Origin of the sequence: Actinomadura sp. GC306, assembly GCF_004348665.1 — a bacterium.
Lineage (GTDB): Bacteria > Actinomycetota > Actinomycetes > Streptosporangiales > Streptosporangiaceae > Spirillospora.
In genome coordinates, this window is record NZ_SMKM01000162.1 from 1 (window position 1) to 14,922 (window position 14,922).

Annotated in this window: 12 protein-coding genes and 1 pseudogene; 8 read left to right on the forward strand and 5 right to left on the reverse strand. The window is 74.1% G+C overall.

What is annotated here, in order from left to right; translation table 11 throughout:
• The coding region (locus E1200_RS21320; RefSeq protein ID WP_131953822.1) for an ATP-binding protein at nucleotides 1-810 on the reverse strand (810 nt) is incomplete at its 3' end.
• Nucleotides 811-892: 82 nt separating this feature from the next.
• Between E1200_RS21320 and E1200_RS21325 the strand changes: the two genes are divergently transcribed.
• Nucleotides 893-1,123: a hypothetical protein gene (locus E1200_RS21325; RefSeq protein ID WP_131953823.1), complete on the forward strand. Its 231-nt coding sequence runs from the start codon at nucleotides 893-895 to the stop codon at nucleotides 1,121-1,123.
• A gap of 47 nt (nucleotides 1,124-1,170) precedes the next feature.
• On the opposite strand, the gene E1200_RS21330 is transcribed toward E1200_RS21325, so the two are convergent.
• Genes E1200_RS21330 through wecB form a run of 3 tightly spaced genes read right to left on the reverse strand, consistent with a single transcriptional unit; the run spans nucleotide 1,171 to nucleotide 5,157 of the window.
• Complete coding sequence (locus E1200_RS21330; RefSeq protein WP_243708735.1) at nucleotides 1,171-3,297, reverse strand: glycosyltransferase family 1 protein; 2,127 nt, start codon at nucleotides 3,295-3,297, stop codon at nucleotides 1,171-1,173.
• A gap of 53 nt (nucleotides 3,298-3,350) precedes the next feature.
• Nucleotides 3,351-4,094: a hypothetical protein gene (locus E1200_RS21335; RefSeq protein WP_131953825.1), complete on the reverse strand. Its 744-nt coding sequence runs from the start codon at nucleotides 4,092-4,094 to the stop codon at nucleotides 3,351-3,353.
• Entirely contained in the window at nucleotides 4,087-5,157 is a 1,071-nt protein-coding gene (gene wecB, locus E1200_RS21340) for a UDP-N-acetylglucosamine 2-epimerase (non-hydrolyzing) (RefSeq protein ID WP_243708736.1), read from the reverse strand. Before wecB ends, E1200_RS21335 begins: the two co-directional genes overlap by 8 nt.
• Before the next feature lie 60 nt (nucleotides 5,158-5,217).
• Here wecB and E1200_RS21345 point away from each other — a divergent pair, with 60 nt between their 5' ends.
• The 3 genes from E1200_RS21345 to E1200_RS21355 all read left to right on the forward strand — a co-directional run bounded on the left by E1200_RS21345 (nucleotide 5,218) and on the right by E1200_RS21355 (nucleotide 9,224).
• A complete protein-coding gene (locus tag E1200_RS21345; protein ID WP_131953833.1) occupies nucleotides 5,218-6,645 on the forward strand; it encodes a glycosyltransferase family 4 protein in 1,428 nt (475 codons plus the stop codon).
• Nucleotides 6,646-6,682: 37 nt separating this feature from the next.
• Nucleotides 6,683-7,945, forward strand: coding sequence for a nucleotide sugar dehydrogenase (locus E1200_RS21350; protein ID WP_131953827.1), 1,263 nt, complete (start codon nucleotides 6,683-6,685; stop codon nucleotides 7,943-7,945).
• Nucleotides 7,946-8,102: 157 nt separating this feature from the next.
• A complete protein-coding gene (locus tag E1200_RS21355) occupies nucleotides 8,103-9,224 on the forward strand; it encodes a glycosyltransferase (protein WP_131953828.1) in 1,122 nt (373 codons plus the stop codon).
• 21 nt (nucleotides 9,225-9,245) lie between these two features.
• On the opposite strand, the gene E1200_RS21360 is transcribed toward E1200_RS21355, so the two are convergent.
• Nucleotides 9,246-11,171, reverse strand: a complete 1,926-nt coding sequence (locus E1200_RS21360; protein ID WP_165950398.1) for a PQQ-binding-like beta-propeller repeat protein — start codon at nucleotides 11,169-11,171, stop codon at nucleotides 9,246-9,248.
• A gap of 145 nt (nucleotides 11,172-11,316) precedes the next feature.
• Between E1200_RS21360 and E1200_RS21365 the strand changes: the two genes are divergently transcribed.
• The 4 genes and pseudogenes from E1200_RS21365 to E1200_RS21380 form a co-directional block, all read left to right on the forward strand.
• Complete coding sequence (locus E1200_RS21365) at nucleotides 11,317-11,811, forward strand: SRPBCC family protein (protein ID WP_131953830.1); 495 nt, start codon at nucleotides 11,317-11,319, stop codon at nucleotides 11,809-11,811.
• Nucleotides 11,812-11,914: 103 nt separating this feature from the next.
• Entirely contained in the window at nucleotides 11,915-12,664 is a 750-nt protein-coding gene (locus E1200_RS21370) for an acetoacetate decarboxylase family protein (protein ID WP_243708734.1), read from the forward strand.
• A complete protein-coding gene (locus tag E1200_RS21375) occupies nucleotides 12,661-13,332 on the forward strand; it encodes an SDR family NAD(P)-dependent oxidoreductase (RefSeq protein ID WP_131953832.1) in 672 nt (223 codons plus the stop codon). Before E1200_RS21370 ends, E1200_RS21375 begins: the two co-directional genes overlap by 4 nt.
• A 92-nt stretch (nucleotides 13,333-13,424) precedes the next feature.
• Nucleotides 13,425-14,922, forward strand: a pseudogene (locus tag E1200_RS21380) (AAA family ATPase); the annotation flags it as partial.

Consider the following 14,922-nt stretch of genomic DNA (forward strand, 5'->3'; position numbering starts at 1 on the left):
CGGGACGAGCTCCCATGCGTCGTCCGCCTTGTCGGCCCCGTCGATGATCACGATACCGAGGGCGCCGCCGTCCTGGATCATGCGGCGCAACTGGTGCCGGCAGGCCGCGGGGCTCCAGGTCCGCGCGTCCACGTCATCGTGGTCCAGCGCGGCCAGGACGTCGGCCTCGGTGACGCGCGAGTTGCCCAGCCGGATCTTGACGGCCGGCAGCGGCCCGCGGACGCGGTCGGCGACCTGTTCGGCGAGCACGGTCTTGCCCGTGCCGGCCTCGCCCCAGATCCATAGCAGGCGCGCCTCGGCGAGCAGCCGTTCCGCCTCGCGCGACTGTTCGGGGCGGTCGATCTGCTCCGTGATGCGCCGGACGCGGGTCTCATCGACGACGACCGTGCTCTTGACCGTCGCCAAGGCGGCGGCGAGTTCCGCGACGATGCGCGGGGTGTACTGCGGCCGCTGCCGGAATGTGCTGCGAGCCGGCACCGGGTCGAACATCGCGGCGGCGATGTCCTTCCGGTACGCGAACGACTTCCCGTACGTCTCCCGGGACACCCCGAAAAGGGCCGCTGCCGGTCCGCGCAGGCTCTCATCGGCGATCCGCGCGATGGCCGAGTGGAACAGTTTCCGCAACGGCGGCGGCGATGCCGGGGCCACGTCGAAGCAGCGGCGGGCCAGGGCGGACAGCGCGGGCGCGCTACGGGCGAGTTCCGCCTCGGTCACCGTCCCGAACCCGCGCCGTTTGAGCGCGTGCAGTTCGGCGACCGGAACGGCCGGAGAATCCGCGTCCGGCCGTTCCGGCTCCGCGTCGGTTGTCACGATGTCACCGACCTGTCACCGGCTCATCACCCGTCCCCTCCCGGAGGCCGGAGAGTGGTCTCGACGGGAGAGGAGAAGTTCCATGATGAGCGCATTCGCGCAACTGGCGGCCGGCCCGGCCGACATGGCCGCCGTCAAACTGCTGGCGGCCATGCTGGTGACGGTCACGTCCGTCACTGTAGCCCTGACCGCCGGAATCGTGAGCAGGTTCGCCAAGGCGTCCGTCCCGCAGGCCACGATCTGCGCGGGGACGGCGTTCGCCGGCACCGCCACGCTTCTGCTGCTGGCGATATCGACGTTCGACCTTTTCTGATGCGCCGTCCTCGGGACGGCGCATCCCCATGGAGCGGCCCGACGAGCCTATGCGTTACCAGCGAGCAGGTCGGTCCATTGGCGGCAGACCTCGTCCAGGCCGTAGGCGGTCCTGACCTGGCTGCGGGCCAGCGTCCGGTCGGTCTCCCAGCGGCCTTCGGAGGTCGTGGCGGCGATGGACGCGGCCATTGCGGACGGCGTCTCGTGAATCCAGCGGGTGTCGTAGATGGTTTCGGCGCCGGGCCATGGGAGCAGGGCCGGGATCGCGCCGGACGCCATTCCTTCGGCGGGGGCCAGGTGGAAGCTCTCGTCGTCGCTTGTGGATAGCACGAAACCGATGCGGCGCAGCCAGGACGCCACGTCGCGGCCGTAGGAGTCGAACACGACACCGCCGGAGAGAAGGCGGGAGCGGCGGATGCGGTGGAAGACCTTTTCGTAGTGGGCTCGCTCTTCGTCCTTCTGCCAGATCCACCAGTAGTCCCAGGGCAGCTTGGATTTGACGAAGAGGGTGAAGCGGGGGTCGTCGCGGCGGAGCTCCTCCAGGACGTCCAGGGCCAGGTCGAGGCGCTTGCGGGACGGCGCTATGCCGATCATGCCCAGGTGGTGCTCGGCGCCGGAGAGTTTGTGCCGGTCGAGCTGTGCGTCGTCCACCCAGTTCGGAATCGTGACGACCTTCTCCGCGGGCCAGCCGGTCATCTCCCGCGTGAGGGACGTGTAGTGCGGGCTCACGCAGATCACCTGGTCGACGGCGTCGATCTTGAGCTGCTTCGGCCAGGCCGCGTAGAGCTCGAAGCGGTGCAGGCGGACGAGGAGGCGCTGGTCCGGGCGCTTGTGCTCGGCGTACCAGAGGGCGTTGGGGCCGCACCATTCGCAGATGACGACGTCGGCCCACTCGACGAGGTCTTGGCTGCGTTTCTCGTCGTGGGCCTTGAGCGCGGCCCAGTGGTCTACGCGGACCTCCAGGTCGGGACGGGACCGAAGGTAGTCGAGCAGGCGGGTGAAGAACTTCAGGTCGTGGCCCGCGACGCCGACGCGGAGCGGGCGTGACTGGACGGACAGGACGGCCTTGGACGGCTCCGGGAACGCGTCGGAGAGGTAGGTCCGGAGGCGGTCGGCGGCGGCGTCCAGGGTGTAGTCGGCGGCGGCCATGCGGCAGCGGTCCGCGGCGAGCGTGAAGACGTCGGGGTTCTTGCCGATGAGAGTGAGGGCGTCCAGGACGTCGTCCTCGGTGGCGGCGAAGAGGGGGTAGTCGGCGCCGAGGAGGCGTTCGTGCATGGGGGTCCGGTTCAACACCACCGGGACGCCCAGCGTGCCGCATTCCAGCACCTTCGTGGACAGTTCGAGGCTCGCGTCCAGCTCCGCGTCCCGCCAGGACACCCCCACGTCGGACGCGGCCGTCAGCCGCAGCGCCTCGGCGCGCGGGTGGCCGCCGTGCCAGACCACGCCGTCGCCCGACTCCAGCGCCGTCCGCATCCGGGTCGCGAAGCCCGGGTCGGCGGGGTCGTCGTGGATCTTGTCGCCGACCATGTGGAGTTCGGCGTCCACGCCGCGGATGGCGAGCAGGCGCGGCAGGGACGTCATCTCGTAGGTGTTCCAGCGCGGCGCGAACTTGCCCGTGTAGACGAGGCGGAGCGCGCGCCGCCCGGGGGGGCCGACGGCGCGGGGCTCCAGGCCCTCGGGGAGCACGACGACCGGCGGGAACAGGACGCTCTTGCCCGCCGTGGCCGGGACGGCGGCCTCCAGGAAGCCGCGGAGCTCCTCGGTCTGGCAGAGCAGCACGCGGGAGGCGTCGGCGATGCGGCGCAACTCGCCCTTGGCGGACGCGGTGAACTCGGCGGCGGACTGCGGGACGTCGGTGAGGTACGTCCAGAGGCGTCCGGCGAGCGGGCCCATGGCGAGCTTGCCCGCGAGGCGGCGGCCACGGACGACTACCAGGTCGTGCGGGTTTTCCGCGTCGATGCGGGCGAGGATCGTGGCGGCGTGCCTCGCGACCATGACGCCGTCCCACAGGCCCTCGGCGTGCGGGCTGCGGACGGTGACGCCCGGCAGGGCGCGCAGCGGGTCGATGAGGCGCCCGGTCCGGATCGGGGCCTTGAGGACCAGGGTCACCTCGCAGCCGGCGCGGGACAGGGCCTGGACCATGCCCTGGGCCCAGATCGCCGAGCCGTCGATCATGTTGAGATCGACGTCGCCGTAGACGAGGGCGCGTGGTCGCACAGTGGTTCCTTTCAACGGACTGAGTGGTTCGCGGGGGGACGACCCCCCGCACCCCCCGGCAACTGCGCCGGTTCTAGTAGGGCACCGACTTGGCCGGCGTCGGTGACGACGGCGTCCCAGGTCAGGCCGGCCAGCGTGGCGGGGGCCGGGTCGCCGAGCAGGACGAGCGGCAGCGTGCGGCCGGCGGCGATCCGGCGGATCTCGTCCAGCGCGGCGTCCCGGTCGTACATGCCGGGAACGCCCAGGTACGCCCAGGGGCCGCCGGGGTCGCCGGCCGACGCGTCCACGACGAGCATGTCCACGTCCGCCCGGTCCATGACGATCGCCGCGTCATGCGGGTACAGCGGGACGACCTCGACGTGCGCGGCCAGTTCGGCGGCCGTGTGCCGGGCGAGGACGCCCGCGACGATCGGCCGGTTGCTGGGCCCGGCGACGAGCAGCCGGTTCTCGGGACGGTCGACGCGGTCGGGCGTGACCGCCCCGCCGCCGCCCCGGCCGGACGCGGGCACGGGCGCGTTGCGCTTGCGCCACAGCCGGTACAGGTCGCGCGGCAGGCGCCGGCCGCGCCGCGGGTTGCGCGCGGCGCCGGCGACGAGCCGCCCGAACTGCACGGCCGTCGAGGCTTCCAGCGCCGCGACCCGCTTCTCCAGCTCGGACAGCCGCGCCTCGCGTTCGCGCAGCGTCGCCTTCAGCCGCCCGAGCTGCTGGTACGCCTTCGCCTCCTGGCGCGCGGCGGTCTCGGCCTCGTCACTCACCCAGACACCTCATGATCACTTCGGCGATGCGGGGGCCGGCGTGGCCGTCCCACAGCGGCGGCTTGCGGTCGGCGGAAACCGGCCCCGACTCCAGCGCCTTGCGAACCCCCGGCACGAGCTCCTCGAACGAAACAAGGCGGTTGGTGCCGTGGGTGATGGTGATGGGCCGCTCGGTGTTGGGCCGGACGGTCAGGCACGGGACGCCGAGGATCGTCGTCTCCTCCTGCAGCCCGCCCGAGTCGGTCACGACGGCCGCGGCGCCCCGGACGGCGGCGATGAAGTCGATGTATCCGAGCGGCTCCAGGATGTGCACCGCGTCGTGGTCGGCCAGCCCGGCGGCCAGCAGGTTCGCCCGGCCGCGCGGGTGGACGGGGATGACCAGGTCGGCGAGGTCGGCGACGCCGTGCAGGTGCCGGACGAGGGCCGCGGCCGTCTCGGGCTCGTCCACGTTCGCGGGCCGGTGCATCGTCGCGAGGACGTACCGCTCGGGCAAGCCGTGCGCCTCCCGGACCCGGCCGGTGTCGAACGACCCGAGGTTGGCCAGCAGCGTGTCGATCATCGGGTTGCCGACGAGGTGCGCCCGGTGCACCGGGACGCCCTCGTCCGCCAGGTGCCCGATCCCCTCCGGGCTGGTGACCAGGCACAGCGCGGACAGCTGGTCGGTGATGCGCCGGTTGACCTCCTCCGGCATGGACATGTCGAAGCTGCGCAGCCCCGCCTCCACATGGGCGACGGGGATCCGCAGCTTGGCCGCGACGAGGGCGGCGGCGATCGTCGAGTTCACGTCGCCGTACACGATGACGAGTGCGGGTGAACGGCTCGTGAACTCCTTCTCCAGCCCGACGAGGAGCGCGGCCGTCTGCTCGGCGTGCCCGCCGGAGCCGACGCCGAGGTTCACGTCGGGTTCGGGGAGGCCGAGCTCGGTGAAGAAGACCTCCGACATCCGCTCGTCGTAGTGCTGGCCGGTGTGGATCACGGCCTGCTCGGCGCCGGCGGCGCGCAGCGCGCCGATCACCGGGGCGGCCTTGACGAAGTTCGGCCGCGCCCCGAGGACGTGCACGATGGGTGCCAACACGATTTCCCTTCTGTTCATCGGGGTCGCCTACGCTCGCCCGCCGTGCTCATGAAGAAGTCCGTCTACCTGGTGGGACTCGCCTGTCGGCAGGTCCGGGACGACCCCGGCCGGGCGTCCCGGCTCGCGGTCCGGCTGGTCGCCCGCGCCCCGTTCGGCGCCCGGCTGCGCCGCTCCCCGCTCGTGGTCCCGAAGCCGCGGGACGTCCGCCGCGAGACGGCCGACCTGCGCCGCCTGCTGGCCCGTCCGCCGTCGCCCCGCGCCCCGCTCGCCGGGCCGGGGGGCAGGACCGTCCTGCAGTTCGTGACGAACTCGCTTCCCGGAACGAACGCGGGCTACACGGTCCGCACGCACCGGATCGCCCAGGCCCAGCGGGAGGCGGGTCTCGACACCCACGTGGTGACGCGGCTCGGGTATCCGCTGAGCCAGGGCGGCGGGGACGCGCGGGCGCGGGTGGACGTCGACGGCGTCCCGTACCACCGGCTGCTGCCCTGGCTGCCGCCCGCCGACCCGGTACGGGCCGTGGCCCGGAGCGCCGAGCTGGCCGGGCGGCTGGTCGAGGAGCTGCGGCCGGCCGTGCTGCACGCGGTCAGCAACCACCTCAACGCGGCCGTCGCGCTGGAGCTGGGCCGCCGGCACGGGCTGCCCGTCGTGTACGAGGTGCGCGGCTTCCTGGAGGACTCCTGGCTGTCGCGCGACCCGGCGCACAGCGAGTCGGACGAGTTCTACCGGCTGACCCGCGAGCTGGAGACGCGCCGCATGGCCGAGGCGGACGCGGTCGTGACGCTCGGCGAGGCGATGCGGATGGAGATCGCGTCCCGCGGCGTCCCCGCGGAGAAGATCACCGTGGTGCCGAACGGGGTGGACGAGACGTTCCTCGAACCGCTCCCCGACCCCGGCGACCTGCGTGAGCGGCTCGGCATCCGCGGGGATGCCCCGGTGGTCGGCCTGACGTCCTCGTTCTACGGTTACGAGGGCATCGACACGCTCATCGACGCGGCGGCGCTGCTGCGCGACCGGGGCGCGCCGGTCACGCTGCTGCTGGTCGGGGACGGTCCCGAGCGCGGCGCGCTCGAACGGCGCGCGGCCCGGCACGGGGTTCACGCCGTGTTCACCGGCCGCGTGCCGATGGGGTCCGTTCGCCGATTCCACGCCGTCCTCGATGTGTTCGCGGTTCCGCGCCGTGCGGACCGGGTCTGCCGGTTGGTGACGCCCCTCAAGCCGATCGAGGCGATGGCCGGGGGAATCCCCGTCATAGCCAGTGATGTCAGGGCACTTCGCGAAATCGTGGAACCTGGCGTGACCGGCGCGTTAACAGTTCCGGAAGACCCGGAAGCATGGGCGAATTGTCTGGAAGACCTGGCTTACAGTCCGGAAAGAAGGCAGAAAATCGGGCAGGCGGCCCGGGAATGGGTGCGGGCGGAACGCACTTGGCGCGCCGTTACGGACGGATACCGGACCGCCTACGCGATCACATGAACCGCGAACGCGTACATTCTGCGAAGGGAGCCACCGGGTGGATCTGGTGGTCATCGGACTCGGCTACGTCGGACTGCCGCTCGTGCGGGAGGCCTGCCGGGCCGGCCTGCGGGCCGGCGGGCTCGACCGCGACGCGCGCGTCGTCGCCGGGCTCAAGGCCGGACTGTCGCACATCGACGACGTCTCGCCGGCCGAGATAGAAGACATGCTGGAGGCCGGGTTCGCCCCGAGCCTGCACGAGGACGTCCTGGACGGCGCCCGCACCGTGGTCATCTGCGTGCCCACGCCGCTGTCGCCGGAGGGCGGCCCCGACCTCACCGCGGTGCGCGGCGCGGCCGAGACGGTCGCCCGGCACCTGGAGCCGGGGATGCTGGTCGTGCTGGAGTCGACCACGTACCCCGGCACGACAGAGGAGATCGTCCGGCCGATCCTGGAGACGTCCGGACTGGTCGCCGGGGAGGAGTTCCACCTGGCGTTCTCGCCGGAGCGGATCGACCCGGGCAACCCGGTCTACGGCGTCCGCAACACGCCGAAGATCGTCGGGGGGCTGACCCCGGCGTGCGCGTCGGCGGCGGCGGCGTTCTACGGCAAGTTCGTCGACCGGGTCGTGCAGGCCAGGGGCACCCGCGAGGCCGAGATGGCCAAGCTGCTGGAGAACACCTACCGGCACGTGAACATCGCGCTGGTCAACGAGATGGCGGTGTTCTGCAACGAGCTGGGCATCGACCTGTGGGACGCGATCGACTGCGCGGCCACCAAGCCGTTCGGCTTCCAGGCGTTCCGCCCGGGGCCGGGCGTCGGCGGGCACTGCATCCCGATCGACCCGAACTACCTGTCGTACAAGGTCAGGTCGCTGGGCTACCCGTTCCGGTTCGTGGAGCTGGCCCAGGAGATCAACGACCGGATGCCCCGGTACGTCGCCGAACGCGCGCAGCAGCTCCTCAACCGGGAGGAACGCGCGCTGAAGGGAGCCAGGGTCCTGCTCCTCGGCGTCACCTACAAGGCCGACATCGCCGACCAGCGCGAATCGCCGGCCCGCCCGGTGGCGCGGCGGCTGGCGCGGCTCGGGGCGGAGCTGTCGTTCCACGACCCGTTCATCACGTCCTGGGAGGTGGACGGCACCGCGATCCCCAACGCGGGCGCCGACCTGCCCGCGGCGCTGGCGGAGGCCGACCTGGCGATCGTCCTGGCCGACCACGCCGCCTACGACGCCGGGACCCTGACGGGCAACGCGCGGCTGCTCTTCGACACCCGGGGCCGGACGCGCAACGCCCACCTGGACACCGTCGAACTGCTCTAAGTTAGCGGCCCCGCGGACGGACATGGCGCGCCACTAGCACACGGCGGACCAATCGCCCGGCGCCGTCCATGCCTCCGACAACCGGAATTCATCCGCAATTTCCATCGGCGGCCCAGACTCGGAACGAAATCAGGGCTTCGGCACGGAGTGAGAGTAAATGCGGGTCTGCGTTTGCACGGTGGTGCATCACCCCGAGGACGCGCGTATTCTGCACCGGCAGATACGCGCGCTCCTCGACGCCGGCCATGAAGTCACCTATATCGCTCCGTTCCGGGCGTGCAATGCGACGCCGTGGCGGCAGATCAGCCCCGTGGACGTGCCGCGCGCGACCGGGCGGCGCCGCCTCCGCGCGCTGCGCGCGGCCCGCCGCGCGCTCGCCGAGCACGCCGCCTACGCCGACGTGATCCTCCTCCACGACCCCGAGCTGCTGGTGTCCCTCCCCCGCGAGGCGCGTCGCCGGACCGTCGTGTGGGACGTCCACGAGGACACCGCCGCCGCCCTCGGCGCCAAGGGCTGGCTGCCCGCCCCGGCGCGTCCCGTGCTCCGCCCGGCCGTCCGGCACCTGGAGCGGCGCACCGAGCGGCGGCACCGGCTGCTGCTCGCCGAGGAGGGCTACCGCGGGCGGTTCGGCGGGGAGCACCCCGTCGTGCCCAACACCACCTACGTCGCCGACGCGCCGCCCGGCCCGCCGGACGGCCGCCGCGCCGTGTACGTCGGGCAGCTGTCCCGGGCGCGCGGGGCGCTCGACATGGTGCACATGGCGCGCGTGCTGGCCGCCGAGGGCGTCCTGGTCGAGCTGATCGGCGCCGCCGACGCCGACATCAGGGACGCGATCCGCGACGCGCAGCGCGAGGGCGTCCTGCGCTGGTACGGGTTCGTCCCCAACGACCGGGCGCTGCGCATCGCCGAGGGCGCGATGGCCGGGCTGGCGCTGCTGCACGACGAGCCCAACTACCGGCACTCGATGCCGACCAAGATCGTGGAGTACATGGCCCGCGGCATCCCGGTCATCGCCACGCCGAACCCCCCGGCCGTGGACATCGTGGAGTCCGCCGGGGCCGGGCTGATCGTCCCGTTCGGCGACCCGGGCGGCGCCGCCAAGGCCGTGCTGCGGCTGCGCGACGACCCGGCGCTGCGCGGCGAGCTCGGCGAGCGCGGCCACCGGGCCGCCCGCGAGCGGTACCACTGGCCGGTCCACGCCGAGCGGTTCGTCGCCCAGCTCGAAGCGTGGGCGGGCCGCGAGACCGTCATCGCCGTGGAGCCCGTCCCCGAGTTCTGACGGTCCGCCCGGGACCCGCTGTCAGGACGGGTGGTGCAGGCGGTAGGCGACCGAGCGGGCCAGGCGGGCGGCGACGCCCGGCGGCCGGTCGGCCTCGACCACCACCACGTACCGGCCGACGCGCAACGCGATCATGCCGGCGGCGGGGCCGATCTCGTACGCCTCGTCCGCGCCGATGTCGCGGCGCTTGCGGGCCTTCGCCTGGGTGGCCTGCAGGGCGTCCAGCAGCTCGGACGCGACGTGCTCGGTGCGGCCGACCCAGCGGACGCTGACCGTGAAGTCGCCCACGGTCCGCTCCACACCGCCGTCCTCGTCGCCCTCTTCGCCGGGGCCGGCCGATTCGCCTGGATCGGCCGACGCGGACGCGTCCGGCTCCTCCTCGGCGTCCTCCTCCAGGTCGTCGAGCTCGTCGTCCTTGTCAGACGCCTCGTACCGGCAGGACACCGGGCGCGGCAGCCGCACCGGCCCGGCGGACGCGCGGGCGGGCACGGCGGTGTGCCGGTCCACGCGGGCGGCGGCGAGATCCTGCTCCTCCAGCAGGTCGCAGGCGTCCGGCCAGTCCGCCGCCGGCACGCCGCCGAGTTCGGCCGGGCCGTCGCCCGCGAGGCCGCCGCGGAGCGCGACCAGCCGCGCGGCCCCGTCCGGGCGCGGCGCCGCCTGCGGGACGGCCGCGTACAGCAGCCCGCCCGCCGCCGCCAGCCACGGGCCGGGGCCGGGCAGGTCGAGGTTCACCGAGATCGGCGCGGGCGCGCTGGCGGCGTCCCCGCCGGCGGGGTCGATGATGTCGACGCCCGCGGGCAGCAGCCGCCCCGACAGCCGCGGCCGCAGCGCGAACACCTGCCCGCCCGCCTCCGCGAGGGCCGCGTACGCGGGTACGTCGCGGCCCCACTCGACCCTGCCGGACGGCACCCGGACCGACTCCATGCGGGTCGCGCCGCGCTCGGCCCCGTCCGGGTGGTACACGACCAGGAGCCGCCCCGACCGCAGCACCCCCGGGCACATGGCGTCGCCGCAGACTCCGTCGCCCTTCCAGACGCCGAACTGGTCGCCGTCCTCGTCGAACGCGCGCAGCGCCGTCCCGTCGGAGACGAGCGTCACGCCGTCCAGCATCGACACCTCGGGCGACTCCTCGGAGCCGAGCGGCCGGTCCCAGGCGACGGTGCCGGCGCCCGGCTCGACCGCCAGCAGCCGGCTGTGCCGCGCCTTGCCGGCGCAGTCGAGGGCCAGCGCCGCGAGGTCCTCCCGCCCGCCGGACGGCCGCGAGCCGCCCTCGAACAGCCGGCAGCCGCGCGGCAGCGGCAGCCGCCACACCCGGTTCCCGGTCACCGCGGACACCCCGAACAGGGTGCGGCGGTCGTCGTCGGTGGTGAGCAGGACGTCGGACCCGGCGGGCCAGCGCAGCGTCGTCCGGGACACCGCGGCGGGGCGCGGCCCCTCGCGCTGCCACAGCAGCCCGCCCGACAGCGCGTCGAACGCGATGACGAGGCGCTGTCCGCGGTCGCCGTCCCGCTCGAAGTAGCCGAGCAGCCGCGACCGCGTGGCCGCCCAGCCGAGCAGCGTCCAGCCGGAGCGGCGGTAGCTCCAGCGGCCCGCGCCGGTGCGCGCGTCGTGGACCTCCAGCCCGCTGCCGGACGCCGTCACCACCTGCCCCTGCGCGACCGCGTAGGCGATCCCGTCGTAGCCGGCGACGGCCCCGTGGTGGATGCGGGTCGTCCGCTCCCAGCTCACCGCGAGCGGGCCGGGCGGCGGGCCCACGTCGCGCTGCGGCGCGACGGCCTCGCCGGTCACGGTGTGCCGCACCTGCCACCACTCCGCGCCGAGGACGAACCGGTCGACCAGGACGGCGGCGAGCGCGATCGCGAGGACGCCGGAGATCACGCCGAGGGCCACCCGGACCCCGCCCACGGACTCCGGCCGGCCGCCCGGCCGCTGCCGGCCTCCGCCCACGACCCGCCGCCTCCCCTTCGCGTAACCGTGCAAACGACGACATCCACCTTGCCGTGTACGGGGCGTCCGCGCGACAGAACGGCGGAACCACCGGCACCGGGCCCCGCACGTGACCATATGGTCATGAAGTGGGAGGATCCCGCCCATGGAACGGGAGTGGGTCGTCGAGGAGAGCGTGGCGGTCGCGGCGCCGGTGCGGGACGTGTACGCGGCGGTCGCCGACCCGCGCCGGATGGCGGAGTGGAGCCCGGAGGTGTTCGCCGTCTGGGTGCGCGGGCGGACGGCCGCGGCCGGGACGCGGTTCGTCGGGTGGAACCGCAGCGGGTGGCGGGTGTGGTTCACGACGTGCCGGGTGACGTCCGCGGTGCCCGGCGAGGCGTTCGCGTTCCGCGTGACGAGCTTCGGGATCCCGGTGGCGCTGTGGGGCTACCGCATCGAGGACGTCGGGGCCGACCCGTCCGCGCCCCGGACGCGGCTCACCGAGTACTGGGAGGACCTGCGGCGCGACACCCGGGGCGCCCGGCTGGTCTCGCTGCTCGGCCGGCTGTTCACCGGCGTCCCCGCAGCCGCCAGAGCGGCGGCGAACCGCGAGGGCATGCAGCAGACCCTGACCCGCATCAAGACCACCCTCGAACGTTGACTTGCGGCGTGTTGTTGTTATGGAGCGCGTCATAACAACAACACGCCGCAAGTCGACGGGACGGGCGGTTGGCAGCGAAACGAGAACCTGTTCTACTTACGGTGTGACAAGCGCCGTACATGCCCACGCGATCCAGGGCGAGCGGGTCGAGCTCCCGGTGCGGATCCGCGACGCCGCGGTGGCGTCCGCGATGTTCGCCGTGCCCGCCGACGCGGCCCGGGCCGTGATCGCCTACTCCGGGCTCGACGTCGCCGAGCCGCTGCCGGGCCGGGCGATCTGCTCGCTGGCCTTCGTCCGGTACGCCGACGGGGACCTCGGGCCGTACCACGAGTTCGCCGTGGCGTTCCTCGTCCGGCCGCCCGGCGCGGCGCCGCCGCCGGCCGGGCCGCTCGGCCGGCTGCGCGGCATGGCCGGGGTCGGCGCGTTCATCCACTGGCTGCCGGTCAACCAGGAGTTCACCCTGGAGGCCGGGCGGACGATCTGGGGCTTCCCCAAGGAGCTCGCCGACATCCCCATGGACCTCGCCGGGCGGGTGAAGCGGTGCGCGGTCCGCTTCGGCGGCCGCACCGCGATCGAGGTGGCGGTCGCCCCGGGAGCGCCGATGCCGGAAGGCTCCGGAGCGCCCAGGGTCGAGGCTTACTCGTGCCTGGACGGCGTCACGCGCCGGACGCCCTGGACCGTCACGCCGTCCGGCGTGCGGATGCGGCCGGGCGGGGCGAAGGTCGTCCTGGGCGACCACCCGGTGGCGGAGGAACTCCGCGGGCTCGGCCTGGACCGGGCGCGCGCCCTGAGCACGAGCACGGTCGGGCATCTGCAGATGGTCTTCGAGGGTGCCGAGGAGGTGCGCCCATGATGCGGACGGCGCTGGTGACCGGTGCCGCGCGCGGGCTCGGCGCGCTGGCCGCGCGGCGGCTGGCGGCCGCCGCCTGGGACGTCGTCGCGGTGGACCTGGACACCGACGGCCTGGCGCGGACGGCGCTGCGCTCCCCCAACATGCACGTCCGGACGTGCGACGTCACCGACCCCGACGCCGTCGCGGACGTCGTGGCGATGGCCGGCCCCGTGCAGCGGGTCGTCCACGCGGCCATGATCGCCCCGGCCGCGCCCGCGCTGGAGCAGCCCCTCGCCGAGGTCGAGCACGTCCTCCGGACCGACGTCCTCGGCACCGTCAACGTCGTCCGGGCGACGCTGCCCGGCATGCTCGAACGCGGGCGCGGCGAGCTGGTCCTCTGCCCGGACCACCCGGTACCGGGCGCGTCCGCCGCCGCCGCTGCCTCCGCAGCCGTCGCCGCGTACACCGACGCGCTGTGGGCGGAGCACGGCAACCAGGGCGTGACGTTCCGGTGCTGCCGCACCCCGGCCGGGGTTTCCGCGCGCGTGGTGCTCGACGCGATCGACCGGTCGCTCGCCCGTCCCGCCGGCGAGCTGCACGTCGTCCCGTCCGCCGGTGCCGGACTCCGCGGACGCCTCTCCGCCCTGCCGACCCGCCGGTCACCTGCCGCGACGGTCACACCGCGCTGAAGGTCGGACCTACCGAATAAGCTGTCTCTTCGCCCCTTCCCGGGGTGCCGGGGGACGTCCCCGGCGCGACACACGTGCGAGGAGCAGCCTGCATGCCGTCCCAGGTCACCGGACGTTCGACCGGCCCCGGCGGCACGGTCAAGGACCGGGAGATCGCCGCCGAGCAGCGCTACGTCGACATCGCCTACGCGCGGCTGGAGGAGATGCGCGCGGAGGCCCAGGCGATGATCCGCGAGGGCTACCGGCAGTCCCTCGCCGGCACCAAGGGCTCCCTCGTGGACCGCGACGCGATGGTCCACCAGGCCGCGCTGCGCGCCCAGGCCCTCGACATCGCCGATGACGGGCTGGTGTTCGGCCGACTCGACCTCGCCTCCCGCGAGGTCCGCTACATCGGCCGCATCGGCGTGCGGACCGGCGAGCACGACTCCCTGGTGATCGACTGGCGGGCCCCCGCCGCCGAGGACTTCTACCGCGCCACCCCGGAGGACCCGCGCGGCGTCGTGCGGCGCCGCGTCCTGCACTCGCGCGGGCACACGGTCGTCGACCTGGAGGACGACCTGCTCGACCCGGACGCGGCCGACGGGATGACGATCGTCGGCGACGGCGCGTTCATCGCCTCCCTGGCCCGCACCCGCGAGGGCGAGATGCGCGACATCGTCGCGACGATCCAGCGCGAGCAGGACGAGGTGATCCGCGCCCCCGCCGACGGCACCGTCCTGGTGCGCGGCGCCCCCGGCACCGGCAAGACCGCCGTCGCGCTGCACCGCGTCGCGTACCTGCTGTTCCGGCACCGGCGCCGGTTCGGCTCCCGGGGCGTGCTGGTCATCGGCCCGAACCGCCGGTTCACCGCCTACATCGAGCGGGTGCTGCCGTCGCTCGGCGAGGGCTCGGCGGCGCTGCGCTCGCTCGGCGACCTCGTCGACGGCGCGACCGCGACCGTGCACGACCCGCCGCGGCTCGCGCGGGTCAAGGGCGCGGAGGCGATGGCGACGGTGCTGCGGCGCGCCGTCACCGACCACGCGCCCGGCGCCCCCGGCGAGCTGCGCGTGGTGTTCAAGGGCGTCGTCGTCGCGCTCGACCGGGCGCGCCTCGACCGGATCCGCAGCGACGTGCACCGGCGCAGCCGCGGCAGCGTCAACGCGGCCCGCGGCCGGGCCGCCGAGGCGCTCCTGGACGGCCTCTGGGAACGCTTCACCGACGTCGGGGGCCCCGACGCCGCCGAGGAGGCGGAGGGCGCCGAGGCGGGGCTGTGGAACGCGATCCTCGCCGCCGACGGCCTCGCCGAGATCGACGAGCAGCCCGCGCGCGGCACCGGCCGGGAGAGCGGCGACCCCAAGCGCGACCAGTTCGTCGCGCGGGTCCGCGAGCAGCGCTCCTTCACCGACTTCCTCGTGGCCTGGTGGCCGCTCCGCCGCCCGCTGGACGTGCTGCGCTCGCTCGGCGACCCCGACCGGCTCCGCCGCGCCGCCGGCCGCGACATCGACCGCGCCGACATCGAGCCGCTCGCCCGCTCCTGGGCCGGCGACGCGCCGCTCAGCTACCAGGACGTCGCGCTCCTCGACGAGCTCGACGCGTTGCTCGGCTCCCCGC